19 protein-coding genes and 2 pseudogenes are annotated in these 25,910 nt (G+C 67.2%); 12 read left to right on the top strand and 9 right to left on the bottom strand.

Annotation, left to right across the window (positions count from 1 at the left end; all coding sequences use genetic code 11):
- Nucleotides 1-18: 18 nt before the first annotated feature.
- On the bottom strand, nucleotides 19-2,028 hold the full coding sequence (locus tag RMR04_RS24195; protein WP_311911030.1) for an ATP-binding protein: 2,010 nt from the start codon (nucleotides 2,026-2,028) through the stop codon (nucleotides 19-21).
- Between the two features lie 202 nt (nucleotides 2,029-2,230).
- On the bottom strand, nucleotides 2,231-3,808 hold the full coding sequence (locus tag RMR04_RS24190) for an acyl-CoA carboxylase subunit beta (RefSeq protein WP_311911029.1): 1,578 nt from the start codon (nucleotides 3,806-3,808) through the stop codon (nucleotides 2,231-2,233).
- A gap of 248 nt (nucleotides 3,809-4,056) precedes the next feature.
- On the opposite strand from RMR04_RS24190, the gene RMR04_RS24185 reads away from it, so the two are divergent.
- The 4 genes from RMR04_RS24185 (at nucleotide 4,057) to RMR04_RS24170 (ending at nucleotide 9,622) form a co-directional block, all read left to right on the top strand.
- Nucleotides 4,057-5,241 carry an acyl-CoA dehydrogenase family protein gene (locus tag RMR04_RS24185; protein ID WP_311911028.1) on the top strand — a complete coding sequence of 395 codons (1,185 nt, stop codon included), beginning with the start codon at nucleotides 4,057-4,059 and terminating at the stop codon, nucleotides 5,239-5,241.
- A gap of 172 nt (nucleotides 5,242-5,413) precedes the next feature.
- Nucleotides 5,414-6,025: a TetR/AcrR family transcriptional regulator gene (locus RMR04_RS24180; RefSeq protein WP_311911027.1), complete on the top strand. Its 612-nt coding sequence runs from the start codon at nucleotides 5,414-5,416 to the stop codon at nucleotides 6,023-6,025.
- Nucleotides 6,026-6,170: 145 nt separating this feature from the next.
- Nucleotides 6,171-8,501 (top strand): putative bifunctional diguanylate cyclase/phosphodiesterase, encoded by a 2,331-nt coding sequence (locus RMR04_RS24175; RefSeq protein WP_311911026.1) that lies wholly within the window; start codon nucleotides 6,171-6,173, stop codon nucleotides 8,499-8,501.
- An 80-nt stretch (nucleotides 8,502-8,581) separates the two neighbouring features.
- The gene (locus tag RMR04_RS24170) at nucleotides 8,582-9,622 is read left to right on the top strand and encodes a histone deacetylase family protein (protein ID WP_311911025.1); all 1,041 of its coding nucleotides are present in this window, start codon (nucleotides 8,582-8,584) and stop codon (nucleotides 9,620-9,622) included.
- Between the two features lie 144 nt (nucleotides 9,623-9,766).
- Here the strand turns inward: RMR04_RS24170 and RMR04_RS24165 are convergent, their stop codons facing one another.
- Nucleotides 9,767-11,323: an acetolactate synthase large subunit gene (locus RMR04_RS24165; protein ID WP_311911024.1), complete on the bottom strand. Its 1,557-nt coding sequence runs from the start codon at nucleotides 11,321-11,323 to the stop codon at nucleotides 9,767-9,769.
- Between the two features lie 275 nt (nucleotides 11,324-11,598).
- Between RMR04_RS24165 and RMR04_RS24160 the strand changes: the two genes are divergently transcribed.
- The 5 genes from RMR04_RS24160 to RMR04_RS24140 all read left to right on the top strand — a co-directional run bounded on the left by RMR04_RS24160 (nucleotide 11,599) and on the right by RMR04_RS24140 (nucleotide 15,979).
- A complete protein-coding gene (locus RMR04_RS24160) occupies nucleotides 11,599-12,561 on the top strand; it encodes an ABC transporter substrate-binding protein (RefSeq protein WP_311911023.1) in 963 nt (320 codons plus the stop codon).
- A 5-nt stretch (nucleotides 12,562-12,566) separates the two neighbouring features.
- On the top strand, nucleotides 12,567-13,076 hold the full coding sequence (locus RMR04_RS24155) for a mismatch-specific DNA-glycosylase (RefSeq protein WP_311911022.1): 510 nt from the start codon (nucleotides 12,567-12,569) through the stop codon (nucleotides 13,074-13,076).
- A complete protein-coding gene (locus RMR04_RS24150) occupies nucleotides 13,073-13,846 on the top strand; it encodes an ABC transporter permease (protein WP_311911021.1) in 774 nt (257 codons plus the stop codon). Before RMR04_RS24155 ends, RMR04_RS24150 begins: the two co-directional genes overlap by 4 nt.
- Entirely contained in the window at nucleotides 13,843-14,628 is a 786-nt protein-coding gene (locus RMR04_RS24145) for an ABC transporter ATP-binding protein (protein WP_311911020.1), read from the top strand. The genes RMR04_RS24150 and RMR04_RS24145 overlap by 4 nt, the downstream gene beginning before the upstream one ends.
- 157 nt (nucleotides 14,629-14,785) lie before the next feature.
- Complete coding sequence (locus RMR04_RS24140; RefSeq protein ID WP_311911019.1) at nucleotides 14,786-15,979, top strand: class I SAM-dependent methyltransferase; 1,194 nt, start codon at nucleotides 14,786-14,788, stop codon at nucleotides 15,977-15,979.
- A 578-nt stretch (nucleotides 15,980-16,557) separates the two neighbouring features.
- Here RMR04_RS24140 and RMR04_RS24135 read toward each other — a convergent pair.
- The 5 genes and pseudogenes from RMR04_RS24135 to hutI form a co-directional block, all read right to left on the bottom strand.
- Entirely contained in the window at nucleotides 16,558-17,106 is a 549-nt protein-coding gene (locus tag RMR04_RS24135) for a HutD/Ves family protein (RefSeq protein WP_311911018.1), read from the bottom strand.
- Nucleotides 17,107-17,141: 35 nt separating this feature from the next.
- Nucleotides 17,142-18,809, bottom strand: a complete 1,668-nt coding sequence (hutU, locus tag RMR04_RS24130) for a urocanate hydratase (RefSeq protein ID WP_311911017.1) — start codon at nucleotides 18,807-18,809, stop codon at nucleotides 17,142-17,144.
- Complete coding sequence (gene hutG, locus RMR04_RS24125) at nucleotides 18,806-19,612, bottom strand: N-formylglutamate deformylase (protein ID WP_311911016.1); 807 nt, start codon at nucleotides 19,610-19,612, stop codon at nucleotides 18,806-18,808. The genes hutU and hutG overlap by 4 nt, the downstream gene beginning before the upstream one ends.
- A 234-nt stretch (nucleotides 19,613-19,846) precedes the next feature.
- Nucleotides 19,847-21,381 (bottom strand): annotated as a pseudogene (gene hutH, locus RMR04_RS24120) (histidine ammonia-lyase).
- Nucleotides 21,378-22,543, bottom strand: a pseudogene (gene hutI, locus RMR04_RS24115) (imidazolonepropionase). The pseudogenes hutH and hutI overlap by 4 nt, the downstream one beginning before the upstream one ends.
- Before the next feature lie 162 nt (nucleotides 22,544-22,705).
- Between hutI and RMR04_RS24110 the strand changes: the two are divergent.
- Both RMR04_RS24110 and RMR04_RS24105 read left to right on the top strand, forming a co-directional pair.
- Entirely contained in the window at nucleotides 22,706-24,067 is a 1,362-nt protein-coding gene (locus tag RMR04_RS24110; protein ID WP_311911015.1) for a formimidoylglutamate deiminase, read from the top strand.
- A 60-nt stretch (nucleotides 24,068-24,127) separates the two neighbouring features.
- A complete protein-coding gene (locus RMR04_RS24105) occupies nucleotides 24,128-24,883 on the top strand; it encodes a UTRA domain-containing protein (RefSeq protein WP_311911014.1) in 756 nt (251 codons plus the stop codon).
- 120 nt (nucleotides 24,884-25,003) lie between these two features.
- On the opposite strand, the gene RMR04_RS24100 is transcribed toward RMR04_RS24105, so the two are convergent.
- Entirely contained in the window at nucleotides 25,004-25,264 is a 261-nt protein-coding gene (locus RMR04_RS24100; RefSeq protein ID WP_069690024.1) for a glycine zipper domain-containing protein, read from the bottom strand.
- Nucleotides 25,265-25,487: 223 nt separating this feature from the next.
- Between RMR04_RS24100 and RMR04_RS24095 the strand changes: the two genes are divergently transcribed.
- Nucleotides 25,488-25,868, top strand: coding sequence for a PRC-barrel domain-containing protein (locus tag RMR04_RS24095; protein ID WP_310160506.1), 381 nt, complete (start codon nucleotides 25,488-25,490; stop codon nucleotides 25,866-25,868).
- The last annotated feature ends 42 nt before the right edge of the window (nucleotides 25,869-25,910 follow it).

The following is a 25,910-nucleotide window of genomic DNA, read 5'->3' as shown; positions in this document are numbered from 1 at the left end:
CTCGAGCCGCCGCGCCGATCAGGCGCTCTCCACCGCGATCAGCATGTCGCCGGCCGCGACGGTGGCGCCGGCCCGCGTGCCTAATCGCTTGACCCTGCCTGAAGCCGGGCTCTTCAGCTCCATGAACAGCTTCATCGATTCCAGCACGGCGACGATTTGCCCGGCCTCGACGCTGTCGCCCTCCGCCACATGAAGCGAGACGACGGTGCCCGGCATGCTGGCGCGCAGCGTGTCGCCGGTCTCGCCGCTCGCACCGCGCTCAGCCGCTACGGCGACCACGGTAAGCGCGATCCCGACCCGGCCCTCGAAGCCGCCATGGCGGAGGAACAGCCCTTCCACGTCGCAGATGGCGTCCACAGCCGCGTCCACGCCATTGACCGTGACGCGCCAGCGATCCGACCCGGCGTTGCTGACGGCAACGTCATGCAGGCTGCCGGGGCTGGTCACGCGCAGGAAGCCGTCATGCGTTTCCAGGAAGCCGCCTTGCGTTTCGACGGAAAGCCGCGCCGCATGCCCTCCCAGCTGGACTGACAGATGCGCCGTGGCGGGGCGTCCCGCCGGCGCGAGCAGCCTGAAGCCGGCGAGCGTATTCCAGGGACCGCCGCCTTGGGCCGGCCTGTTGGCGGTGAGCCAGATCGCCGCGGCGACGGCGTTGCGCACGGCCTCGTCGACCGGCCGGGGCGTCCAGCCGCCGGGCCAGGTCTCAGTGATGAACAGGGTCGTCGCCTCGCCCGTGACGAAGGCGGGCTGGCGCAAGGCATCCGCGAGGAAGGGCCGGATCGTGCCGGGGCCGAGCACGCTCATGCGGTCGAGGCCGTCAGCGAGCTTGCGAATAGCGGCCAGGCGATCGGGCGCATGCGCGATCAGCTTGGCGAGCAGGGAATCGTAATGCGTCGAGACCTCGCTGCCCGCCGTGACGCCGCTGTCGATACGCAGGCTGTCCGGCTCGCGCCAGAGCCGGATCACGCCCGTATCGGGCCGGAAGCCTTCATCGGCGCGTTCGGCCGTCAAGCGCGCCTCGATCGCATGGCCGGTGCAGGTGATGTCCGCTTGAGCCAAGGGCAGCGTCTCGCCGGCTGCGATCCGGATCTGCCATTCCACCAGGTCGAGCCCGGTGATCGCCTCGGTGACGGGATGCTCGACCTGGAGGCGGGTGTTCATTTCGAGGAAGAACACGGCCTGCGTCGCCGCATCGACCAGGAACTCGACCGTGCCGAGATTGTCGTAGGCGATCGCGCGCGAGAGCCTGAGCGCATGCTCGTGCAGGGCCGCGCGCGTCTCCGGCCGCAGATTGGGCGCAGGCGCTTCCTCCAGGAGCTTCTGGTTGGCGCGCTGCACCGAGCAGTCGCGCTCGAAGAGGTGGACGATGGTTCCATGCCTGTCGCCGGCGATCTGCACCTCGACATGGCGCGGCCGGGTGACGAATTTCTCGATCAGGAGACGGCCGTCGCCGAAGGCGGCTTGCGCCTCGCGCGCGGCCGCGATGATGGCGCCGTCGAGCTCGTCCTCGCGCTCGACCTTGCGGATGCCCTTACCACCGCCGCCGGCCGAGGCCTTGACCATCACCGGCAGGCCGATGCGCAGCGCCTCGCTGCGCAAGACCTCCGGCGACTGGTCGGCGCCGTCATAGCCGGGCACGCCCGGCACCCCGGCCTCGCGCGCGATCTGCTTGGAGCGGATCTTGTCGCCCATCGCGTCGATCGCTGTAGCGGAGGGCCCGATGAAGACGATGCCGTTGGCCTCGCAGGCGGCAATCAGGTCGAGCCGCTCGGACAGGAAGCCATAGCCGGGATGGATCGCCTGCGCGCCGGTGGCGAGCGCCGCCGCGATGATCTTGTCAGCGCGCAGATAGCTTTCGCGGGCAGGTGCGGGGCCGATATCCACGGCCAGGTCCGCGAGGCGCACATGCAGCGCCTCGCGGTCGGCCTGCGAATGCACTGCGACGGTGCGGATGCCGAGTCTGCGGCAGGTCTTGATGATGCGGCAGGCGATCTCGCCGCGATTGGCGATCAGGATGGTGTCGAACATCAGCGCGCCCCTGTCATTCCGGGGCGGCCCGTCAGGGCCGAACCCGGAACCCACGACTGGGCGAGGCTTGGCCGATGGCCATACGACCGGCGCACCCGGTCATGGGTTCCGGGTTCATCGCGGAGTTTATCCTTGGGCCGACCGAAGGTCGGACCCGAGGGCGATGCCCCGGAATGACAGCGGAGGTTCCTGAGCATCACCATCACATCCTGTAGACGGGGCGGGGCGAGGTATCGCGCGGCTCGCCCGCTGCGAGCGAGAGGCACAGGCCGAGCACGTCGCGCGTCTGCGCCGGCTCGATGATGCCGTCGTCCCAGAGCCGGGCGGTGGCGTAATAGGGGTCGCTCTGCTCCTCGAACTGGGCGCGGGTCCTGGCGTCGAGCGCGGCGATGGCGGCCTCATCAGTGGCGCCCTTGAGCGACTGCCGGCGCAGCTCCGTCACGACATTGGCCGCGACCTCCGGGCTCATCGTGGCGATACGGGCATTGGGCCAGGAGAACAGGAAGCGCGGGCGGAAACCGCGTCCGCACATGCCGTAATTGCCCGCGCCATAGGAGCCGCCGATCAGTACGGTGTATTTCGGCACGCGCGCATTCGAGACGGCATAGACCAGCTTGGCCGAATGCTTGGCGATGCCGCCGCGCTCGGCCTCGGTGCCGACCATGAAGCCGGTGATGTTTTGCAGGAAGAGCAGCGGAATCTGGCGCTGGTCGCAGAGCTCGATGAAATGCGCGCCCTTCACTGCGCTTTCGGAAAACAGCACGCCGTTATTGGCGATGATGCCGACGGGATGGCCATGGATGCGGGCGAAGCCCGTCACCAGCGTCGCGCCATAATCGGGCTTGAACGCGTTGAAGGCGCTGTCGTCGATGATGCGGGCAATGACCTCGCGCACGTCGTAAGGGCGTCGCAGGTCGGTCGGGACGAGGTCGACGAGATCCGCCGGGTCGAGCTTCGGCGGGGCGGGCTCATACGGCGGCTCGCCCAGCCTGCCTGCATCACCGAGCGAGCCGACGATCTCGCGCAGCTTGGCCAACCCTTCCATTTCCGTCAGCACGAGATGGTCGGCGACGCCCGAGACCTGCGTGTGCATCTCGGCCCCGCCTAGCGTCTCGCCATCGACGATCTCGTGGATTGCCGCCTTCACGATCGGCGGGCCGCCGAGATGGATGCGGCCGGTGCCCTTGACCATGATGACTTCGTCCGACAGCGCCGGGATATAGGCCCCGCCCGCCGTGGCGCCGCCGAAGACCAGCGAGATCTGCGGGATGCCCGCCGCTGACATCCGGCACTGATTGTAGAAAGAGCCGCCGAAATGATCGCGATCGGGGAAGACGCGATCCTGCTCGGGAAGATAGGCGCCGCCGCAATCGACGAGGTAGAGGCAGGGCAGGCGATGCTCCCCTGCGATCTCCTGCGCCCGCAAATGCTTGCGCACGGTTTCGGCGAAGAAGGAGCCGCCCTTCACCGTCGCGTCATTGGCGATCAGCATGCAGGCGCGGCCCTGCACCATGCCGATGCCGGTGACGATGCCGGCGCCCGGCACCTCGTTGCCATAGAGCCCCCAGGCGGCGAGCGGCGAGAGTTCGAGGAAGGGCGTCTGCGGATCGAGCAGGAGATCGATGCGCTCGCGCACCATGATTTTTCCGCGTTGCTCGTGGCGGGCGCGCATCCTGTCGCCGCCGCCTGCGGCGACCAGTGCATGGCGCTCGCGCAGCGTGGCGAGCATCGCGGCGAGCGGGGGAGGGGGCGTGCCGCTCGCCTTGCTGGTCTCGGTCATGTTTCCCCCTGCCATTGCTGGCGATTGCCTCCCTCAGCCCTCATCCTGAGGAGCAGCCGAAGGCTGCGTCTCGAAGGATGCTCCAGCGCGCATCAGAGCCTCCTGGAACATCCTTCGAGACGCCGCGTGCCGCGGCTCCTCAGGATGAGGGCTGGTGGTGGGAATGGCTTGATCTCGCCATCTCATTCACCTACCGTCCGTTAGGTAGGCGGATTGAAGCGCACAGGTCAAGCGCGGGAGAACAGACCATGACGGCAGCCGAGACGATCAAGGCGGGCAGTGAAGCCCCGCGCCGCTCGCCCTATTTCACCGAGGAGCATGAGGCGCTGCGCGACCAGGTCCGCCGCTTCGTCGAGACCGAGATCAAGCCGCATGGGCTGGCCTGGGAGGAAGCCGGCTTCGTGCCACGAGAGGTGCTGAAGCGCATGGGCGCGCTCGGCTTCTTCGGCATCCGCTATCCCGGCGAATATGGCGGCTCGGAGATGGACACGCTGGCGACCGTGGTGCTGGCCGAGGAGCTTGGCCGCTCGACCTTCTCCGGCGTAGCCATCACGGCGCTGGTCCACACCGACATGGCCTCGGTCCATATCTTCAATGCCGGCAGCCAGGCCCAGCGCGACAGGTTCATGCCCGACATCATCGCCGGCGAGAAGATCGTCGCGGTCGCTGTCACCGAGCCCGATGCCGGCTCCGACGTGAAGGGCATCCGCACCACGGCTCGTCGCGAGGGCGACCATTACGTGCTCAACGGCGCAAAGATGTTCATCACCAACGGCGTCCATGCCGATCTCTACTGCGTCGCCGCCAAGACCGACCTCTCGGCCAAGCCGTCGCAATCGGTTTCGATCTTTTTGGTCGAGAAGGGCACGCCGGGCTTCCGCGTCTCGCGCGCGCTGGACAAGCATGGTTGGCGCTCCTCCGACACCGCCGAGCTGGTCTTCGAGGACTGCCGCATTCCAGCCGAGAACCTGCTCGGCCAGGAGGGACGCGGTTTCTACGCGATCATGAGCAACTTCCAGAACGAGCGCACGGTGATCGGCGCCATGGCGATCGGAGAGGCTCAGGCGGCGCTCGATCTCACCCTCGACTACGTCAAGACCCGCAAGGCCTTCGGTGCGCCGCTCTGGGACAAGCAGGCGATCCGCCAGAAGCTGGCGACGCTGGCCGGCAAGGTCGAGGCCGGCCGCCAGCTCGTCTATCACGCGGCCTGGCTCGACGCGCAGGGGTTTGAGGCGACCAGGGAGGTCTCGATGGTCAAGGCCTATTGCGGCGAATTGGTCAACGAGGTGATGTATGCCTGCCTGCAGTTCCATGGCGGCATGGGCTTCATGCGCGAGAGCACGATCGAGCGCATGACCCGCGACGCCCGCGTCCAGTCGATCGGCGGCGGCGCCACCGAGGTGATGCTGGAAGAGGTCGCGAAGCGGCTGTGAGCACCCTTTGTCTTTCCGGGGCTTCGCGCAAGCGAAGAACCCGGAACCCACGACTGGGCGTAACCCTGCGGCCGTTCGAAATCCACCCGACCGGAGCCGTTCCTCGCGGTTCACCCAGTCGTGGGTTCCGGGTTCGGCCCTGCGGGCCGCCCCGGAATGACAGGAGCGCTGAATGAGCGCCGCGGTCGAACGAGGAGTTAGAGAGCCCGTCGAAGGCGGCTCGCGCCGGCTCATCCTGGACACCGCCGCGCGCCTGCTGCGCTCGGGCGGCTACCACCAGACGACGTTGCGCGAGATCGCCGAGGCCGTCGGCATCCGCAAGGCGAGCCTCTACTACCATTTCGCCTCGAAGGAGGAGATCGTCGAGGCGGTGGTCAATGACGGCGTCCGCTTCGTCCATGAGGCGGTCGTCGCGGCCTTGGCCGAGCATGCCAAGGCCTCGCCGCGCGAGCGGCTCGAGGCTGCGATCGGCGCGCATCTCACCGCGCTCCACGGCCATGGCGACTACACTTCGGCCAGCATCAAGACCTTCACCTTCGGCGCGTCGCCCGCACCCGACAGTGTGCGCCGGGTGCGCCGCGCCTATGAGGAGGTCTGGCGCGACTTTGTCGCCGAGATGCAGGCGGCGGATGTGCTGCCGGCCGAGCGCACGCCCGAGGTGCTGCGGAATTTCTTGCTCGGCGCGCTGAACGGCTCGACCGACTGGTATCGCCCCGGCCGCTACGACGTTGCCGAACTCACCGCCGAATTCACGGAGCTGATTGCGCCGAAAGCGACGCCGTGACGGCGACGCCGCAACGCGCGCGATGCTTCGTGAGGCCATCGGTGCGAGCAGGGGCTCTTCTTGCTCTTACCTAATGTGCACGCATTCCGTGTAGGTAGAGCTTTGCTTTAACCCTGTCTTGACGATCGCCGGCTGACGATGCGGCATGAGTGATTCAGGCCTTCGATTCGGCGGCGAGTTCCGCGACGCCGCGCAGGAAGCGGCATTCCAGGCCGGCCGCTTGCCGGAGACGTTGCGGCAGTGCCGCCTGATCTTCCTGCTCTCGGTGGTGCTGAATACGCTCTTCCTCGTCAGCGACTGGCGCTTCCACGGCACGTCGCAGTTCTTCATCGCGGTTCCGGCGCGGCTGGCCGTGGTCGCGGCCTCGCTGGTTTGCGCTGGCCTGATCCGTCGGGCGGTGAGCTTCCGGCAGGCCGAGAGGGTGACGATCCTGTGGGAGGTGTCCTGTGCGGTCGCCGTCGCCTTGATAGTGAGCTCGCGCAGCGAGCTTGCCCTCTTCGTCGTGCTGTTGCTGCCGTCGATCTTCTACCTGGTCGCGCCGACCTCCTTCCGCACCACCGTCGTGCTTGGGATCGGCTGCAGCATCCTCATGTTGCTTGGCTATCTCGGCCCCGGTCCCTATCCGGCGACGACGCTGGGCCTCGTGCTCCTGCTCGTCATGCTCAATTTCGCGCTGGGCCTCGTGGTGGTCCATGCCAACCGTCTGCGCCGGCTCGAATGGACCGCGACCCAGTCGGAGCGCGCGGCCAAGGAGGCGCTGGGCGAGAGCCGCGCCTTGGTCGAGCGCATGTTCATGGCGGTGCCGATCCCGCTCGTCGTGGCCTCGCTGGAGGATGGTCGCTTCCTGCGCACCAATGATGCGGCGCTGCGCTATCTCGGCGAGCCGGGGGCGACGGATCTCGCGGGCCGCACCATGGCCGAGTATGTCGATCGCGACGATCGACGCGTCTTCATGAGCGAGCTTGAGCATGAGGACAGGGTCAACGCCTTCGACGCGACGATCCGGGACGGCCGCGGCGCGATCCGCGACGCCGTCATCACCGCAGCCTCGCTGCCGATGGGTCAGAATCGCGCCGTCGTCGCCGGCATCGTCGACATCACCGAGCGCAAGGCCGCCGAGGCGCGCACGCGCTGGCAGGCGACGCATGACGCCCTGACCGGCCTGCCCAACCGGCTCCTCTTCCAGGAGCGCCTGCAGCAGGCGCTCGCCAGGCGGTCGGAGGGCGAGACGATCAGCCTGCTGCTGGTCGATCTCGACGACTTCAAATCGGTCAACGACACGCTCGGCCATGATGCCGGCGACGCGCTGCTCGTCGAGGCGGCGAGGCGGTTGGTCCGCGAGGTCGGCCCTGCCGATCTCGTGGCGCGTCTCGGCGGCGACGAGTTCGTTGTGCTCTCCAGGAGCCTGCCGGGGCCTGAGGCGGCCCAGATCAGGGCCAACGGCCTGCTGGATGCCTTGCGCGCGCCCTTTGAACATGGCGGGCGGATGGTCTCGACGCGGGCTAGCCTCGGCTTCGCGCTGGCGCCGTTGCATCATGCGGATGGCGGCGAATTGCTGAAGGATGCCGATCTCGCCCTCTACCGCGCCAAGGCGCTCGGCCGGAACATGGCGGTCATCTATGACGCCTCGATGCGCGAGGCGATGAATGCACGCGTCGCAATCTGCGCCGAATTGACCGAAGCCGTCTCGCAGGGCCGCATCCTGCCCTTCTACCAGCCGCAGGTCGATCTGGTGACGGGCGCTGTCGAGGGCTTCGAGGTGCTGGCGCGCTGGAAGCATCCGGCTCGGGGCATCGTCCCGGCGAGCGCCTTCCGGCTCGGCCTGGACGATCCCGAGACGAGCAAGCTGATTGGCGAGGCGATCCTGAACGCGGCCATCTCCGATCTGCGAGGCTGGTTGGAGGCGGGCGTGGCGGTGCCGCGCATCTGGATCAACCTCGCGCCTAGCACCTTCCGCGATCCGCAATTACCGGCAAAGCTTTTGGCGCAGCTGGCGCAAGCGGGCATCGCACCCGAGCATTTCGGCGTCGAGGTCACCGAGACGGTCTTGCTGACGCGCAATGGCGACGAGGCCGAGCGGGCGCTGCGCAGCCTGCGTGCGAATGGGGTGCGCGTCGCGCTCGATGATTTCGGCACCGGCTACGCCTCTTTGACCCATCTCAAGCGCTTCCCGGTCGATGTCATCAAGATCGACCGCAGCTTCGTCCGGCATATCGGCGAGGACGGCGAGGATGCGGCGATCGTGCGCGCCGTCATCGGGCTGGCGGCCGATCTTGGATTGGACGTGATCGCCGAAGGCGTCGAGGCCGTTTCGCAGGAGGCTTTCCTGCGACGCCATGGCTGCGGCTTCGTGCAGGGCTACCGCTATTCGAAGCCTGTCGCAGCGAGCCGCGTGCCCTGGCTCGTCAATCGGCCGAGCCTGATGCCGGCCGAACCCTCGGCTGATGCAGGGCGGGGCAGCGTCGCTGCGGCCTGACGGCGCGGCGCGGGCTTTGCTAGCATCCGTCCCCTCTGCTCAAATACCCGCCTTCGCTCGTTCCAGGGACCGTCTCACGCATGCGCGCCTTCTATCACCCCGACCAGTCGCTCCATGACCCGCAGCAATATATGCGCTTCGGCCAGATCGTCGCTCCCAAGGACCTGCCCGAGCGCACGGCGCAATTGCTCGGCGCGCTGAAGAAGCACGGCGTCACGCCGGAGCAGCCGGCCGCCAGCGGCACCGACCCGATTCTCGCCGTCCACAGCGAAGGCTTCGTGCGCTTCCTCGAAACGCTCTGGCCACGCTGGCTGGAATTGCCCGAGCGCGGGCCGGAAGCCTGGCCAAATACCTTCCCGTATTGGAGCGGGCGCACCGACGAATCGGTCCGGCCGCCATGCCGGCCGACCGGGATCATGGGCCAGCTCGGCTGGTATCTCGGCGATCTCTCGGTTCCGGTCGGCGAGCATTGCTGGACCTCGACCTTGCGTTCGGCTGAGACGGCGGTCGCCGGCGCCGACGCCATCCTGTCCGGCGAGCGCGCGGTCTATTCGCTGTGCCGCCCCTCGGGCCACCATGCCCGCGCCGACCGCGCCACCGGCTTCTGCTACATCAACAACACCGCTGTCGCGGCGCAGCGCCTGCGCTCGACATTCGGCAAGGTCGCGATCCTCGATGTCGACGCCCATCATGGCGACGGCACGCAGCAGATCTTCTATCGCCGCGACGACGTGCTGACGATCTCGGTCCATGCCGATCCGGTGAACTACTATCCCTTCTTCACCGGCTATGCCGACGAGACCGGCAACGGCCCGGGCGAGGGCTTCAACCTCAACCTGCCGCTGGCCCATGGCGCGGGTGGAGAGGCGATGGTGGCGGCTGTCGACAAGGCCGGCGCGGCGATCAAGGCTTTCGGGGCTGAGGCGCTGGTGATCGCGCTCGGTTACGACGCGCATAAGGACGACCCGATCGGCGTGCTCAAGCTCAACGCAGCGGATTTCGGCACGATCGGCGCGAAGGTGAAGGCGTTCGGCCTGCCGACGCTGGTGGTGCAGGAGGGCGGCTACGCGATCGAGGCGATCGGTGGGTGTCTGGATGCGTTCTTGGGCGGGTTCAAGTAGCACCTGTCATCCCGCACGCGCTGCGGCGCGCAGTGCCGCTGCGCAGATGCGGGATCGTCGTCAGAATAAGGCGCTCTACCCGTCATGCGACCCCGTGTCTGCGCAGCGGCATTTACATGCCGCAGCGCGCACGGGATGACACCCTCAGATCACCGCCTCGATCAGGAACGGCCCCTTCCTGCCGAGCGCGCCCTTGAACAGCTTGGTGAACTCCTCCGCTGTCGTGGCGCGGGCGGCTTCGACGCCCATGCCGCGCGCCATTGAGACCCAGTCCAGCGCCGGCTCGTCGAGGTTCAGCATCAGCTTGGCGTTGCGGCCGAAATCATTGACGCCGACGGCGCGCATCTCGCCATGCAGGATTGCATAGGTCCGGTTGGCGAAGATCACCGTGACGACATCGAGATTTTCGCGCGCCTGCGTCCATAGCCCCTGCACCGTATACATGCCCGAGCCGTCCGCCTGCATGGCGACGACCTTGCGGTCGGGGCAGGCGACAGCTGCGCCCACCGCGAGCGGGATGCCTTCGCCGATCGCCCCGCCGGTGAGCTGGATATAGTCGTGCTGCGGGGCGCTGTGGCAGTCGAAATAGAACATCCGGCCAGACGAGACGGATTCGTCGCAGACGATGCAGTTCTCCGGCAGCAAGGTCGAGACGATGCTGCAGACCTTGTCGGCGTCGAGCGTGCCGGTCGGCAGCGAGGGTTGCTCCCGGCGCGGCGGGGCGATGAAGGCGGGCGCCGTCTTCGTCGCGCCGAGCTCGTCAGCGAGGGCGGCGACCGTGCCGGGCAGATCGTCGCCAGGCCTGGCCAGCGTCACGATCTCGCAGCCCTCATGGACCAGCCGGCCGGGCTTGCCGGGATAGGCGAAGAAGCCGACCGGGATCTGTGCGCCGACCAGCACGAGATAGTCGATGTCCTTGAGCTGATCGAGCGCCTTGTCGACGGGGTAGTGAATCTTGGGCATGGCGACGCGGCCGGCGCCGCGCTGAACGCGCCCGTTCGACATCTGGCTAAAGATCTTCGCTCCCGTCGCGGCGCAGGCACGCGCCGCCATCTCCATCGGCGCCTCGCGCAGCGCGAGCCCGGTCAGCATGATCGCGGCCCGCGCGCCATGCTTGCGCAGCCCGGCGGCGGCCTCGCGAAGAGCGGCGGCGTCGACGCTCTTCAGCGCAGGCAGCTTCACCGGCTTCAGCTCGGCCGGCTCGACGCCGTTCCAGGCGCAATCGGCCGGCAGGATGACGGTGGTGACGCCCGGCAGCGTCAGCGAGGCGACATAGGCTTCCTCGATCGCCGGGCCGACATCCTCGGCCGAGGCGATGCGGCGGACGAAATGCGACATCGGCCTGGCCAGGCTCTCGATGTCGCTGGTCAGCGGCGCGTCATGCTGGAGATGATAGGTCGCGTGGTCGCCGACGACGTTGATCATCGGCGTCCAAGCGCGCCTTGCATTGTGCATGTTGGCGAGTGCGTTCGCCATGCCGGGCCCGCAATGCAGCAGGGTCGCGGCCGGCTTGTCGGCCATGCGGGCATAACCGTCGGCGGCGCCCGTCACCACGCCCTCGAACAGGCCGAGCACGCAGCGCATCTGCGGCTTGCGGTCGAGCGCTGCGACGAAATGCATCTCGGAGGTGCCGGGATTGGCGAAGCAGACATCCACGTCGTTGACGAGGAGCGTGTCGCAGAGGCGGTCGGCGCCGTTCATTCGGATCATCCCGGACAGGGTTGGTGGAGAACGCGCTGAGCGCGAAAGGAGGCTGCAGGGGAAAAGATGTTTGCCGTGCTGTCAAACGCGAGAAATTCATGGCGGGGTCGAGATCGCGTGATGGGTGCCGCGGGCGCGGCTTGAGGGTACGGCTTGACGGATTTGCATATGCATTTAACCTTCCCTGGAACGAAGGTTGCATCTGGGCCGGCTTCAGGTTGCGGTGGCGTCTTGCCGCCCGGATCATCCGACGACAACAGGGGAAGGCTCACATCATGACAGGTTTGAAGCGCATCGCGGCATTGGCCGGCGTCGGTCTTGCGGGCCTCATTGCGGCGGGCGCCGCGCAGGCGCAGACCAAGGTCGCCATCGGCATTTCGGGCTGGACCGGCTTTGCCCCGCTGGTGCTGGCCAAGGAGGCCGGGATCTTCGCCAAGAACGGCCTCGACGTCACGATCAAGAAGATCCCCCAGAAGGACCGCCATCTCGCCATGGCCTCGGGTGACATCCAATGCGCCGCGACCACCGTCGAGACCTGGATCGTCTGGGATGGCGCGGGCGTGAAGAGCAAGCAGATCTTCCAGCTCGACAAGAGCTACGGCGCCGACGGCATGGTGACCCGCAACGCCACGGCCTCGATCAAGGAGCTCAAGGGCAAGACCGTCGCAGCCTCAGCGCCCGGCACCTCGCCCTATTTCGCGTTGGCCTGGATGCTCAAGGAGAATGGCATGTCCGTGAAGGACGTGACGGTGGTCAATATGGAGCCCGGCCCGGCGGCGCAGGCCTTCATCGCCGGCCAGAACGACGCGGCCCTGACCTATGAGCCCTATCTCTCCGCCGTGCGTGACAAGCCCGAGGCCGGCAAGATCATCGCCACCACGCTCGACTACCCGATGGTGATGGACACACTGGGCTGCACGCCTGCTTTCCTTGCCGCCAATGACGATGCGGCCAAGGCGCTGACCAAGAGCTATTTCGAGGCCCTCGACCTGATCAAAGCCGAGAAGGACAAGGCCTATGGCATCATGGGCGCGGATGTGAAGCAGAGCGGCGAGCAGTTCGGCAAGTCGGCCGCCTATCTGCGCTGGTCTGATGCCGCGGGGAACAAGACGTTCTTCTCCGGGGAATGGCAGGCCTTTTCCGCCAAGGCCGCCGATCTCCTGCTCGAGATCGGCCTGATCAAGGCGAAGCCGGATCTCGGCACACTGGTCGAGACGAAATACGTCATCGGCGGCTGAACCGGGTGATCCTGCCCGATATCTTGCGCCCCGGCTTGCGTATCGTGTTCTGCGGCACGCAAGCCGGAGCGGTCTCGGCGCGTCGCGGGGCCTATTATGCCGGGCCGGGCAACAAGTTCTGGAAAACCCTGCATGAGGTCGGGCTGATCACCGAGCAGCTCCGCCCGATGGATTTCCGCGATCTGCCGCGATACGGCATCGGCTTGACCGACGTCGCCAAGGCGACGTCGGGGCCGGACGCCGCCTTGCTGCGATCCCATTTCGATGTCGAGGGCTTCATGAGCAAGATCAGGGCACATGCCCCAGCCATCGTCGCCTTCAACGGCAAGCGGGCGGCGCAAACGGCTCTCGGCCTTCCGGGACCGGCGATCTCCTACGGCCTGCAAGCGGTGAAAATCGCGAAAACGGCAGCCTTCGTCCTGCCTTCGACCTCGGGCGCTGCTGCCGGCTTCTGGTCGATCGAGCCCTGGCGGGAACTGGCGTCGGTCGCTGGCACCATGGGAGCCGCCGCATGAAACCGCTTCAGCCGGTCTCCGGCGGCGCAAGGGTCGGCTACGGCGTCGCCTTCTTCGCACTGTTCGTCCTGGCCTGGTCCGCCGCGACCTTCGGCGGCTATGTGCAGCGGCTGTTCCTGGCCGACCCACTCACCATGCTGCGGGAAGGCTATAGCCTGCTGGTCCAGTACGGCTTCGCCTTCGATATCGGCATGACGATCTGGCGCGTCATCGGCGGCTTCGTGCTGGCGGTCATCGTCGCCTTGCCGCTCGGTATCCTGATGGGCGCCTACAAGCCGGTCGAGGCGTTCCTCGAACCCTTCGTCTCCTTCGCGCGCTATCTGCCGGCCTCGGCCTTCATTCCGCTGCTGATCCTCTGGGCCGGCATCGGCGAGGCGCAGAAGCTGCTCGTCATCTTCATCGGCTCGGTCTTCCAGCTCATCTTGATGATTGCGGTCGCGGTTGGCGGCGTTCGGCGCGATCTCGTCGATGCCGCCTATACGCTGGGCGCCAGCGACAGCTCAGTGGTCAGGCGCGTGCTCCTGCCCAATGCCGCCCCCGAGATCGCCGAGATCTTCCGCCTCGTGCTCGGCTGGGCCTGGACCTATGTCATCGTTGCCGAATTGATCGGCTCGTCATCGGGCATCGGCCACATGATCACCGACAGCCAGGCGCTGCTGAACACCGGCCAGATCATCTTCGGCATCATCGTCATCGGGCTGATCGGCCTGGTCTCGGATTTCCTGTTCAAGGCGGTCAACCAGCGCCTGTTTCCATGGGCGGCTCGATGAGCAAGCTGATCATCGAGAATGTCGGCAAGGTCTTTCCGGCCCAGCGCGGCGGCCAGCCGACGCGGGCTCTGACGCCGACGACGCTCAGCGTCGCCGATAACGACTTCATCACGATTCTGGGTCCGTCGGGCTGCGGAAAATCCACGCTGCTGCGCATCATCGGCGGGTTGGAGACGGCAAGCGAAGGCCGCATCCTGCTCGACGGTGCGCCTGTCTCCGGGCCGGGCGCCGATCGCGGCTTCGTTTTCCAGAGCTACACGCTGTTTCCCTGGCTGACGGTGATCGAGAACATTGCCTTCGGCCTGCGCGAGAAGGGCGTGCCCGAGCGCGAGCGGCTCGATCTTGCCCGCGACTGGGCCGGCCGCGTCGGGCTCTCCGCCTTCGTCGATCATTTCCCGAAACAGCTCTCGGGCGGCATGCAGCAGCGCACCGCGATTGCGCGCGCGCTCGCCAACGATCCCAAGATCCTGCTGCTCGACGAGCCTTTTGGGGCGCTCGACAACCAGACCCGCGCCTTGATGCAGGAGATGCTGCTCGGCATCTGGGAGCGCGAGCAGAAGACCGTGCTCTTCGTCACCCACGATATCGAGGAGGCGATCTTCGTCGGTTCGCGCGTCGTGGTGATGAGCGCCCGGCCCGGCCGGATCAAGGCCGATATCGCGGTCGATCTGCCTCATCCGCGTCCCTACACCATCAAGACGAGCCCGGAATTCGTGGCGCTGAAGGAGCGGCTGGTCGAGGAGATCCGCGTCGAGGCTGTGCTGGCGGCGGAGGTCCACTAGCGTTGAGGTGCTCTTAGAACCTCCCGGCATATCTGGCGCCCGGTTGCCTGTCCGACATGCGGCTGGCGATGGTCGGAATTGCACCAAAAGGGCTATTTTATTGCGCTAGTCGGTTGCCATCTTATTTCCAAAGGGGTGCTGCCATGAGGTGGGGCCGATGCGCACGCTTATCGCAAGGATGTTGTCGCGGCTGGTGAAGGAGCCGCGGATCGATGTTGTGTTCGCCGATGGATCGCTGCAATCCGTCGGGGAGGGGAGTACGCCCGCATTCAGGATGCGTATCGCCGACCGGCCGACCGAGCTCCAGCTCGCGCTGGACCCGGAGTTGGCTCTCGGCGAGGCGGTGATGGAGGGGCGCGTCGTGGTCGAGCGCGGCAGCCTCTACGATTTGCTGGACGTGCTGGTCGCAGGTGTTCACCGCAACCACCCGACGGCCTGGGTCAGGGCGCTGGCGAAGCTGAGGACCAGCGTCCGGCGCTTCCACCAGCACAACACGCTTGGCTGGGCGCGGCGCAATGTCGCCCATCACTATGATCTCAAATCAGCGTTCTTCCGGCTCTTCCTCGATGAGGACATGCAGTATTCCTGCGCCTATTTCCCGACGCCGCAGACCTCGCTCGCCGAGGCCCAGATCGCCAAGAAGCGGCACATCCTGGCCAAGCTCGCGATCAGGCCGGGCCAGCACGTGCTCGATATCGGTTCGGGCTGGGGCGGGCTCGGCCTGACGATCGCGCGCGAGACGGGCGCAGCCGTGACCGGCGTGACGCTCTCGCAGGAGCAGCTCGCTGTCGCCAGGGAGCGGGCGACGACTGCCGGCCTGCCGGTCGATTTCCGCCTGCAGGACTACCGCGACGTCCCGGAACGCTTCGATCGGATCGTCTCGGTCGGCATGTTCGAGCATGTCGGCGTCGGCTATTACCGCACCTTCTTCCGCAAGATCGCGGAGCTGTTGAAGGATGACGGCGTCGCGCTGATCCATACGATCGGCCGCAGTTCGCCGCCCGGCGCGACCAACCCCTTCATCGCCAAATACATCTTCCCGGGCGGCTACATCCCGGCGATGTCGGAGGTGACGGCGGCGGTCGAGCATGAGGGCCTGATCATCTCCGATGTCGAGGTGCTCCGGCTGCATTATGCGGAGACGCTGAAGGCCTGGCGCGAGCGTTTCCTGGCCCGCCGCGCCGAGGCGGTCGCGATGTATGACGAGCGCTTCGCCCGGATGTGGGAGTTCTATCTCGCAGCCTCGGAGGCGAGCTTCCGGCATGACGACCTCGTCGTCTTCCAGTTCCAGCTCACCAAGCGCCTCGATACGCTGCCGATGACGCGCGGTTATATGGAGCAGCCGCAATAGTGGCTGCGGTTATGGCGCGGCGAAGAGCCGTGGCTGCTTGTCATGGTCGGGCTTGTCCCACTGCTGTCCGGTTGGGGTTTAGGCCCCTGAGCGGATCATTCGCGGCTGTCCCCTGGCGGGCAAAGGTGACGCGAAGCGCCGGATGAAGGGCGCGGGAACCCTTCTCCCGGATGGGAGAAGGGCAGGGATGAGGGCCTGCCGCTGATTATTGAGGCGCGACCGCGCCGCAGCGCCAGCTTCGTCCTGAAAGCGCAGGAGACGATGCGGAGCCGCTTGCGCGATCTGGTTGTCTGGCCTGCCCTCACCCCTGCCCCTCTCACTGGCCTCGGGCTTGCCCGAGTCCAGAACTTAAGTGTCGAAGTCGGGTGAACCCGACTTCGATGCGGAGAGGGGTTCCCCGCGCCTGTCTCATCGGTGCCCGCCCGCTGGAAAGCCTGCGATGAACCGAGCTTTTCGATCGGGTGCTCGCGGCGAACCGGACAGTCATGGGCTTGTCCCGACCATCCACCTCTTCGCTGGTCGAGGATCGTGTTCAAGACGTGGATGCTCGCCACAAGGGCGAGCATGACGCAATGGCGTCAGGCCAATGGCAGCAAACTGATCACAAACAGCTCGCCATCGGCTTCGGCTGCGCTGAGTTCGACCTTTGCCGGGCCTTCCAGAAGCGCGCTGTCGCCGGGCGCGAGCGCTTCGGTCCGGCTCGCCTCTGTGACCTTCCAATCGCCGGCATGGGCGACGAGGACGAGCAGGCCCGCACCGGCATCAAGCGCATGCGGTCCCGGCCCCGTCAGCCGCCACATCGCATGAGCCCAGCCGCCACGCCGGCTCATCACGTTGAGATCGTCGATCGGCCCGGCCACGAGCTGCCCCGCGACCGAGCGGTCCGCCGCGAAGGCGAACGGCTCCGTTTGCCGGTCGAGCGTGATCGTCTCACCATCACTGAGGGCGAGGCGGATGCCGTCACCGCGCAGCACCGCAAGGGTCCGGTCGACGCCGGGGAAGCTGGAGAACGGCCCGTCGCCGCCGACATGCGCCATCGAGATGCGCCAGTCGAAGGCATCGAGCGAGGCGCCCTGCGGATGCACGGCGATTTCGGTCGTGGTGCCGCCGCCATTCTTCCACGGCATGGCGCGGCACTCGCTGGCTCGGATCAGGCGCATGGTCAGCGCAAGATGCCTGGCAGCTTCAGCCCCTTCGCCTTGGCGCAGTCGATTGCGATCTCGTAGCCCGCATCGGCATGGCGCATCACGCCGGTCGCCGGGTCGTTCCAGAGCACGCGCTCCAGCCTCTTTGCCGCCTCCGGCGTGCCGTCGGCGACGATGACGACGCCCGAATGCTGCGAATAGCCCATGCCGACGCCGCCGCCATGATGCAGCGAGACCCAGGTCGCGCCGCCCGCCGTGTTGAGCAGCGCATTCAGCAGCGGCCAGTCGGAGACCGCATCCGAGCCGTCCTTCATCGCTTCGGTCTCGCGGTTGGGCGAGGCGACGGAGCCTGAATCGAGATGGTCGCGGCCGATCACGACCGGGGCCTTGAGCTCGCCCTTCGCCACCATCTCGTTGAAGGCGAGGCCGAGCCGATGCCGGTCGCCCAGCCCGACCCAGCAGATGCGGGCGGGCAGGCCCTGGAACTGGATGCGCTCGCGCGCCATGTCGAGCCAGTTGTGCAGGTGGGTGTCGTCCGGCATCAGCTCTTTCACGCGCTGGTCGGTGCGGTAGATGTCCTCGGGGTCGCCCGAGAGCGCGGCCCAGCGGAACGGCCCGATGCCGCGGCAGAACAGCGGCCGGATATAGGCTGGCACGAAGCCGGGGAAATCGAAGGCGTCAGCGACGCCCATATCCTTGGCCATCTGGCGGATATTATTGCCGTAATCGAGCGTCGGCACGCCCATCTTCTGGAAATCCAGCATGGCGCGCACATGCGTCGCCATCGATTCCTTGGCCGCCAGGATCGTTCCGGCGGGGTCGCGCTCCCGACGCTCCTCCCACTGCTCCAGCGTCCAGCCGGCCGGCAGATAGCCGTTGAGCGGGTCATGCGCCGAGGTCTGGTCGGTGACGACATCGGGGCGGATGCCGCGGCGGACCATGTCGGGGAAGACCTCGGCTGCATTGCCGAGCACACCGACCGAGACCGCCTTACCCTGCTGATGGGCGCGCTCGACGATCTCCAGCGCCTCGTCGATGTTATCAGCCTTCTCGTCGAGATAGCGGGTGCGCAGGCGGAAATCGATCGAGGAGGGCTTGCATTCGACGGCGATCATCGAGGCGCCGGCCATGGTGGCGGCGAGCGGCTGCGCCCCGCCCATGCCGCCCAGGCCTCCGGTCAGGATCCATTTGCCCTTGAGCGAGCCGCCATAATGCTGGCGGCCGATCTCGACGAAGGTCTCGTAAGTGCCCTGAACGATGCCTTGCGTGCCGATATAGATCCAGGAACCGGCCGTCATCTGGCCGTACATCATCAGCCCGAGCTTATCGAGCTCGTGGAAATGCTCCCAATTGGCATAGGCCGGGACGAGGTTCGAATTGGCGATCAGCACGCGCGGCGCGTCCGCATGCGTCCTGAAGATGCCGACCGGCTTGCCCGATTGCACCAGCAAGGTCTCATCGGCCTCGAGCGAGCGCAGCGAGGCACAGATCCGGTCGAAATCCTCCCAGGTGCGGGCGGCGCGGCCGATGCCGCCATAGACCACGAGCTCGCCCGGCTTCTCCGCGACATCGGGGTCGAGATTGTTCATCAGCATGCGCAAAGGCGCCTCGGTCAGCCAGCTCTTGGCCGAGAGCTCGCTGCCGCGCGGGCTACGGATGACGCGGCTATTGTCGATACGGGTCATGCTTGAGCCTTTTCGAAGCTGGCGGCCGCATCAAGGGCGGCGGCGATGATGCTGGAGAGGGCGGCTTGGAGTTTGGCGGCCTTGGCCTCGTCGAAGGTCCAGGGCGACGCCTCGTCGGTGAGATAGGCGCTGAGCGCGATCTCCATCTGGATCGCGTGCACTTGCTCGGCCGGCTTGCCGTAATGGCGCGTGATCCAGCCGCCCTTGAAGCGGCCATTGACGATCTGGGTGAAGGGCTGGCCCGCCATCTCGGCGACGGCCGCCGACTCAATGGGCGCCGCGCAGCTCGCGCCCGAATTCGTGCCGAGGTTCAAGGTCGGCAGCGTGCCGGGAAACAGGCGCGGGATCACCGATTTGATCGAGTGGCAGTCCCAGAGCAGGCACCAGCCATGGAGCGCCTTCACGCGTGCGATCTCGGCCGAGAGCGCGTCATGATAGGGCTGGAAATACGCCTGTCGCCGACGCTCGATCTCGGCCGCGTCTGGCGGCGCAATCCAGATCGGCTCGCCGTCGAAACGCGTGGTCGGGACGAGTTCCGTCGTCGCCTGCCCGGGATAGAGCGAGACGCCGGAGGGGTCGCGATTGACGTCGATGACATAGCGCGAGAGCCCCGCCTCGACGAGTGTCGGCTGGAAACGCTCGGTGAAGCCGTAGAGCTGGCGCATGTGCCAGTCCGTGTCGGGCACGTTGCGGCCGCTCGCGTTGAGAGCGGTGCGGACCTCGTCGGGCAAGCCGGTGCCGGGATGGGGCATCGAGAGGATGAAAGGCGAGGGGCCCGGGGTGACGGTGACGATGTCGGTCATGGTTGTCATCCTAGCTGTGTCGTCGGACCCTGGAGCCGGGCGACATCCCAATGGGAAAAGGCGCGGGGAACCCCTCTCCTGTAAGGAGAGGGGCAGGGGTGAGGTGTAGGCCCCTGGACCAGTGGAGTGCAGACCTCACCGCTGCTGACGCGAGCCCACCGCGGCCAACGGCCGACACCTCACCCTGCCCTCTCCTTACAGGAGAGGGTTCCCCGCGCTTGTTATTGCGAGGGCTCACGCCCCGAACTCCGCAAACGCATCCAACCCCGCCGCCTGACCGACCGCGCCTGACAGCACGAGGTCCGTTGCCGCGGCGAGATCCGGGGCGAGATAGCGGTCGGCGGTCAGCGGCGCGATCCGGCCGCGCAGCAGGGCCAGCACCGGCTCCAACCGCGGCCCCGTCTTCATCGGTCGGTGATGCTCGATCGCCTCCGCCGCCGCCATCAATTCGATGCCGATGATGCTGGCAGCGTTCCTGGCCATGTCGAGGAGGCGATAGGCGCCATGCGTCGCCATCGAGACATGGTCCTCCTGGTTCGCGGAGGTTGGGATGGTGTCGACGGAAGCCGGATAGGCCTTCTGCTTGTTCTCGGACGCCAAGGCGGCGGCCGTCACCTGCGCGATCATGAAGCCGGAGTTGAGCCCGGCGTCGCGCGCCAGGAAGGGCGGCAGGCCGCTCATCACCGGGTCGACCAGCAGCGCCATGCGCCGCTCCGAGAGATTGCCGATCTCGCACAGTCCCATGGCGAGGATGTCGGCCGCAAAGGCGACCGGTTCGGCGTGGAAATTGCCGCCGGAGACGATCTCGCCCGGGCCCAGCACCAGCGGGTTGTCGGTGACGGCATTGGCCTCGATGCCGAGCGTCGCGGCGGCGTTGCCGAGGAGGTCGCGTACCGCGCCCATCACCTGCGGCTGGCAGCGCAGCGAATAGGGGTCTTGCACCTTGCTGTCGCCGAAGCGGTGGCTGTCGCGGATCTCGCTGCCCGCGATCAGCGTCAGCAAGGTGGCGGCGACCTTGATCTGGCCGGGCTGGCCACGCAGCGCCTGAATGCGAGGATCGAACGGCGTGTCCGAGCCCTTCAGCGCATCGACCGAGAGCGCACCGGCAACGAGTGCGGCGTCGAAGACGCGCGCGATCTCGGACAGCGCCGTGATCGCGATCGCGGTCGAGACCTGCGTGCCGTTGATCAGCGCGAGCCCTTCCTTGGCGCCGAGCGCGAGCGGAGCCTGCCCGATGCGCGACAGGGCTTCTGCTGCCGGCAGGGCCATGCCCTTCAGCCTGATTTCGCCGACCCCCATCAGGGCGGCAGTCAGATGCGCCAGCGGGGCGAGATCGCCCGACGCACCGACCGAGCCCTTCGCCGGGACGACCGGCAAGGCATCGGCCGCGAGCGCGCCGAGCAGCGCCTCGACCACGACGGGTCGCACGCCCGAGGCGCCGCGCGCCAGGCTCGCCGCCTTCATGGCGAGGATCAGGCGCACCACGCTGTCGGGCAGGGCCGGGCCGGTGCCCACCGCATGCGACAGGATCAGGTTGCGCTGCAGCGTCGCGAGGTCCGCATCGGCGATGCGCACGCTGGCGAGCTTACCGAAGCCGGTATTGACGCCATAGGTCACGGTGCCGGCCGCGACGATGTCGTCGACGATCGCCTGGGCTGCGGCGATGGCGCCCGCGCTTGCCGCATCGAGCGTGAGCGAGGCGCCGGCGAGCACGTCGCGCCAATGCGTCAGGGGGCGTGGCCGGGCGTGAGCAGGAGAGGCGAGGTCATTGTCCGTTCCAGATGCGGGCGTGAAGCGGGTTGAAGCCGATGCGGTAGGCGAGCTCGGCCGGGCGCTCGATCTCCCAGATCGCCAGGTCGCAGCGCTTTCCGGCTTCCAGCGTGCCGATCTCGTCGCCTAAGCCCAGCGCCTGAGCGGCGTTGCGGGTCAGGCCGGCCAGCGCCTCCTCCGGCGTCAGCCGGAACAGCGTGCAGGCCATGTTCAAGACCAGGAGCGGCGAGGTCAGCGGCGAGGAACCGGGATTGGCGTCGGTCGCGAGCGCGATCGGCACGCCATGCTGGCGCAGCAGCGCGATCGGCGGCTTTTGCGTCTCGCGCAGGAAATAGAAGGCGCCCGGCAGGATCACCGCGACCGTGCCTGCCCTGGCCATGGCGATGACGCCGGCCTCGTCGAGATATTCGAGATGGTCGGCCGAGAGCGCGCCATGTTCGGCGGCCAATGCGGCCCCGCCGAGATTAGAGAGTTGCTCGGCATGGATCTTGATCGCGAGGCCCTTGGCCTTGGCCGCAGTGAAGACGCGCGCCGTCTCCTCGGGCGAGAAGGCTATGCCCTCGCAGAAGACATCGACCGCATCCGCCAGCCCCCTGCGGCCACAGTGTCGAGCATCGGCCCAGTGACGAGCTCGGCATAGTCACTGGCGCGGCCCTTATATTCGGGCGGCACCGCATGCGCGCCCAGAAAAGTCGTGCGCACGCCGACCGGCCGCTCGCGCCCGAGCCGGCGCGCGACCGAAAGCTGCTTCAGCTCGGTTGCCGTCTCCAGCCCATAGCCGGATTTGATCTCGACGGTGGTGACGCCTTCCGCGATCAATGCGGCGAGCCGCCTGTCGGCGCTGGCGAAGAGTTCGGCCTCGCTCGCGGCCCGCGTCGCCTTGACGGTGGAGAGGATGCCGCCCCCGGCGCGTGCGATCTCCTCATAGCTCGCGCCCTGCAGGCGCAGCTCGAATTCATGGGCGCGGTCGCCGCCATAAACGAGATGGGTGTGGCAATCGATCAGGCCGGGCGTGATCCAGCGACTGCGGCAATCGATCGTCTCCACCGCATCGAATGCAGGCGCGTCGCCTTTCGCTCCGGCGAAGACGATGCGCCCGTCGCGCGCGGCGATGACGCCGTCTTCGATCGCGCCGTAGGGCGTGCCGGAGCCCGCCGCCATCGTGGCGAGCCGGGCATTCGTCCAAACCCGGTCGCAGATCAGAAACTCATCCGGCCGTTGCGCCACCCGCGTTTCCCCTCGACAATCTTCATCCCGGGACTATGCTAGCTAATTGCATATGCAATTGGCAAGCGGGCCGCAAATGACTGCTGGAGCGATCGCGTGAACCAGACCCTGCATCTCGCGCAGGCCCTCCTGCCGGACGGATTTGCCAATGACGTGACGCTGACGATCGCGGATGGCGTCATCACGCGCGTCGAAGCCGGCGTTGCGCCGACCGTGGATGCGGAGCGTTTGCCCGGCCTCGCCTTGCCCGGCATGCCGAACCTGCATAGCCACGCCTTCCAGCGTGGCATGGCCGGCCTGTCGGAGCGACGCGGTGCGAGCGACGATTCCTTCTGGACCTGGCGCGAGGTGATGTATCGCTTCCTCGACAGGCTCGACCCCGACGACGTCCAGGCCGTCGCCGCCCAGGCCTTCGTCGAGATGCTGGAGGGTGGCTTCACGGCGCTCGCCGAATTCCACTATCTGCATCACGACAAGGACGGGCGCGCTTATGCCGATATCGCCGCCATGGCGGGCGCGGTCGCTGCGGCGGCGGAGGAGACGGGGCTCGGGCTGACCTTGCTGCCGGTACTCTATCGTTTCGGCAATTTCGGCGGCGCGCCCTCCGTCCACGGCCAGCGCCGCTTCGTCAATGAGCGCGACGCCTATCTGCGCCTGATCGAGGCGAGCGCGGCGGCGATCCGTCCGCTGCCGGATGCGCGGCTCGGCCTCGCCCCGCATTCGCTGCGCGCGGTCGCGCTCGACGATCTCGATTGGCTGGCGGGTTTGCGGCCGGACGGCCCGATGCACATCCATGTCGCCGAGCAGATGCGCGAGGTCGAGGACAGCCTCAGGATCACCGGCCGCCGCCCGGTCGAGTTGCTGATGGAAAATACGACGCTCGATCAGCGCTGGTGTCTGGTCCATGCGACGCATCTGACCGAGGCCGAGCGCGATGGCATCGCCCGCAGCGGCGCGATCGCCGGCCTTTGCCCCATCACCGAATCCAGCCTGGGCGACGGCATCTTCGACGGCGTGCGCTATCGCGCGGCCGGCGGAGCCTTCGGCGTCGGCAGCGACTCCAACATCCAGATCGACGCTGGCGCCGAGCTGCGCCAGCTCGAATACTCCCAGCGCCTGCGCGATCGCGGCCGCGCTTTGATGGCGGATGCCGGCGCCTCGACCGGGGTCGCGCTCTGGCAGGCTGCTTGTGCGGGCGGCGCGCAGGCCTGCGGCCGCGCCATCGGGCGGCTCGCGCCGGGCTGCCGCGCCGATCTCGTGACGCTTGCCGCGGACCATCCGGCGCTGATCGACAAGGCCGGAGAGATCGCGTTGGACAGCGCGATCTTCGCCGCCAACGCGCTGCCGTTGCACGATGTCTTCGTCGGCGGTCGCAGGGTGGTCGCGGAGGGGCGCCATCTCGGGCGCGAGCCGGTCAAGGCGCGCTTTGCCGCGACCATCCGAAAATTACTTGGCTGAAGATTACTTGGTTGAGAATTGCTTGGCTGCAAACTGCTCGGCTGAAGGCGGCGTGACGACATGACGATGGCGGAAACCAGGCTGGAGGCGGTCAAGCTCGATGGCGCCGGCCCGGTCTACGACCAGATCAGGCGAGCGATCCGCGATCTGATCCTGAATGGCGTCTGGTCGCCGGGCACCTCGGTCCCGCCCGAACACGCGCTGATGGAGCAGCTCGGCGCCTCGCGCATGACTGTGCACCGCGCCCTCGTCCAGCTCGCGCGCGAGGGCCTGATCACGCGGCGGCGGCGGTCTGGAACGATCGTGGCGAGCCCGCCGGCAAGCCACGCCATGCTCGACATCCTCTCGATTCCCGACGAGGTCAGGGGGCTCGGCCAGGCCTATGCCTATGAGATCCTGTCGCGGCGCGATGGCCGTCCTTCGGTCGAGCTCGTCTCGCAATTCGGGCTGAAGCGCGGCGAGCGGGTCGCGCATCTCGTCACGCGGCATTTCAGCGGCGGCCAGCCCCATGTGCTGGAGGAGCGAGTGATCCATCTCGCCACGGTGCCTGCCGCCGCTGATGAGGATTTCAAGGAGACGCCGCCGGGCGACTGGCTCTTGCAGCACAGCCTGTGGTCGCAGGCCGAGCACGCGATCAGCGCTGTCGCCGCCGAGGCTGAGGAAGCCCGCTTGCTCAGTGTGGAGGCTGGAACGGCCTGCCTGCTGGTCGAGCGCCGGACCTGGAACCAGGGCGCCCCGGTCACGGCGGTGCGATTGCTCTATCCCGGCACGCGCCACCGCTTCGTCGGTCGCTTTGGACCTTATGGGCAAGTCTGAATGGCAAGTCTGAATGGGCAGGCCTGAGCAAATGGGCAGGTCTGAGCGAACCGTTGGCGAAGTGAAACAAGAAGGCCCGCCTTCCCAGGCGGGCCTTGTCGCTTAAAAAGCTGAGGTCGATCAGCAGGCGTAGCGGTAGCGACGGCCGTATTCGTCGCGGCCATAGCAGGTGTCCGGCGTCGATGCGTTGCCGATGATAGCGCCGCCTGCGCCGCCGATCGCGGCGCCCGCCAGCGCGCCGCCGGCGCGTCCTGTCGCCAGCCCACCGATGACAGCGCCTGTGCCTGCGCCGATCAGGGCGCCAGCCCCCGTATTCTGCTCGCGCTGCGTGCAGGCCCCGAGGGAGGCGGCCAATGCGGCGAGGATTACGAGCTTCTTCATCAGATTTCTCCTTGGCGTCCGGGCATCGGCCGATGCCTTGCGCCCATAACGAGGGGTGGCGGGGAAAGTTCCCCCACATGAGTGCCCACGCGGTGCGCAGGCGGCATCATTGGCTCCCTCGATTTGAACGGCAGATGAATTTTGGCCGGAACCTTTTCCCGGGAAGCGACGTTCTCCAGTCAGCCTGCGGCGAGACAAGCCGCTCGAACCGGAGGAGCAGCTGATGACAGCTCAAACCATGGCCGTCTCATCGAAGAATCCGCTGATCGCGGGAGCACGCGTCGCCGGTACCGACGTCTACAACGCGACCGGGGACCATCTCGGCGAGATCTATGACGTCATGCTGGACAAGCACACCGGCAAGGTCGCTTACGCCATCATGTCCTTCGGCGGGTTCCTCGGACTTGGCGAGAAATATCACCCGATCCCCTGGAGCGTGCTCGACTATGACACCAATCGCGGTGGCTACGTCGTTCCGCTGACCAAGGACAAGCTTCAGGCGGCGCCCATGTATGACAGCGAGGGCGAGCCTGACTGGGACGACAAAGCCTATGGCAAGCGCGTCCACGATTATTACGGCACGATGCCCTACTGGATGATGTAGGGCCGGCCGGAAGCAGGTCGCGGCGGTTGCTATCCCCCCAGC

It is taken from the genome of Bosea sp. 685 (genome assembly GCF_031884435.1).
Taxonomy (GTDB): domain Bacteria; phylum Pseudomonadota; class Alphaproteobacteria; order Rhizobiales; family Beijerinckiaceae; genus Allobosea.
Note: the sequence above shows the minus strand (reverse complement) of the source record. Positions and strands in the feature narration are given on the sequence as shown.

Bases quoted from the DNA above. Each gene is read 5' to 3' on its own strand.
- RMR04_RS24195 (WP_311911030.1), bottom strand. From the start codon at position 2,028: ATGTTCGACACCATCCTGATCGCCAATCGCGGCGAGATCGCCTGCCGC.
- RMR04_RS24190 (WP_311911029.1), bottom strand. From the start codon at position 3,808: ATGACCGAGACCAGCAAGGCGAGCGGCACGCCCCCTCCCCCGCTCGCC.
- RMR04_RS24185 (WP_311911028.1), top strand. From the start codon at position 4,057: ATGACGGCAGCCGAGACGATCAAGGCGGGCAGTGAAGCCCCGCGCCGC.
- RMR04_RS24180 (WP_311911027.1), top strand. From the start codon at position 5,414: ATGAGCGCCGCGGTCGAACGAGGAGTTAGAGAGCCCGTCGAAGGCGGC.
- RMR04_RS24175 (WP_311911026.1), top strand. From the start codon at position 6,171: ATGAGTGATTCAGGCCTTCGATTCGGCGGCGAGTTCCGCGACGCCGCG.
- RMR04_RS24170 (WP_311911025.1), top strand. From the start codon at position 8,582: ATGCGCGCCTTCTATCACCCCGACCAGTCGCTCCATGACCCGCAGCAA.
- RMR04_RS24165 (WP_311911024.1), bottom strand. From the start codon at position 11,323: ATGAACGGCGCCGACCGCCTCTGCGACACGCTCCTCGTCAACGACGTG.
- RMR04_RS24160 (WP_311911023.1), top strand. From the start codon at position 11,599: ATGACAGGTTTGAAGCGCATCGCGGCATTGGCCGGCGTCGGTCTTGCG.
- RMR04_RS24150 (WP_311911021.1), top strand. From the start codon at position 13,073: ATGAAACCGCTTCAGCCGGTCTCCGGCGGCGCAAGGGTCGGCTACGGC.
- RMR04_RS24145 (WP_311911020.1), top strand. From the start codon at position 13,843: ATGAGCAAGCTGATCATCGAGAATGTCGGCAAGGTCTTTCCGGCCCAG.
- RMR04_RS24140 (WP_311911019.1), top strand. From the start codon at position 14,786: ATGCGCACGCTTATCGCAAGGATGTTGTCGCGGCTGGTGAAGGAGCCG.
- RMR04_RS24135 (WP_311911018.1), bottom strand. From the start codon at position 17,106: ATGCCGTGGAAGAATGGCGGCGGCACCACGACCGAAATCGCCGTGCAT.
- hutU (WP_311911017.1), bottom strand. From the start codon at position 18,809: ATGACCCGTATCGACAATAGCCGCGTCATCCGTAGCCCGCGCGGCAGC.
- hutG (WP_311911016.1), bottom strand. From the start codon at position 19,612: ATGACCGACATCGTCACCGTCACCCCGGGCCCCTCGCCTTTCATCCTC.
- RMR04_RS24105 (WP_311911014.1), top strand. From the start codon at position 24,128: ATGACGATGGCGGAAACCAGGCTGGAGGCGGTCAAGCTCGATGGCGCC.
- RMR04_RS24100 (WP_069690024.1), bottom strand. From the start codon at position 25,264: ATGAAGAAGCTCGTAATCCTCGCCGCATTGGCCGCCTCCCTCGGGGCC.
- RMR04_RS24095 (WP_310160506.1), top strand. From the start codon at position 25,488: ATGACAGCTCAAACCATGGCCGTCTCATCGAAGAATCCGCTGATCGCG.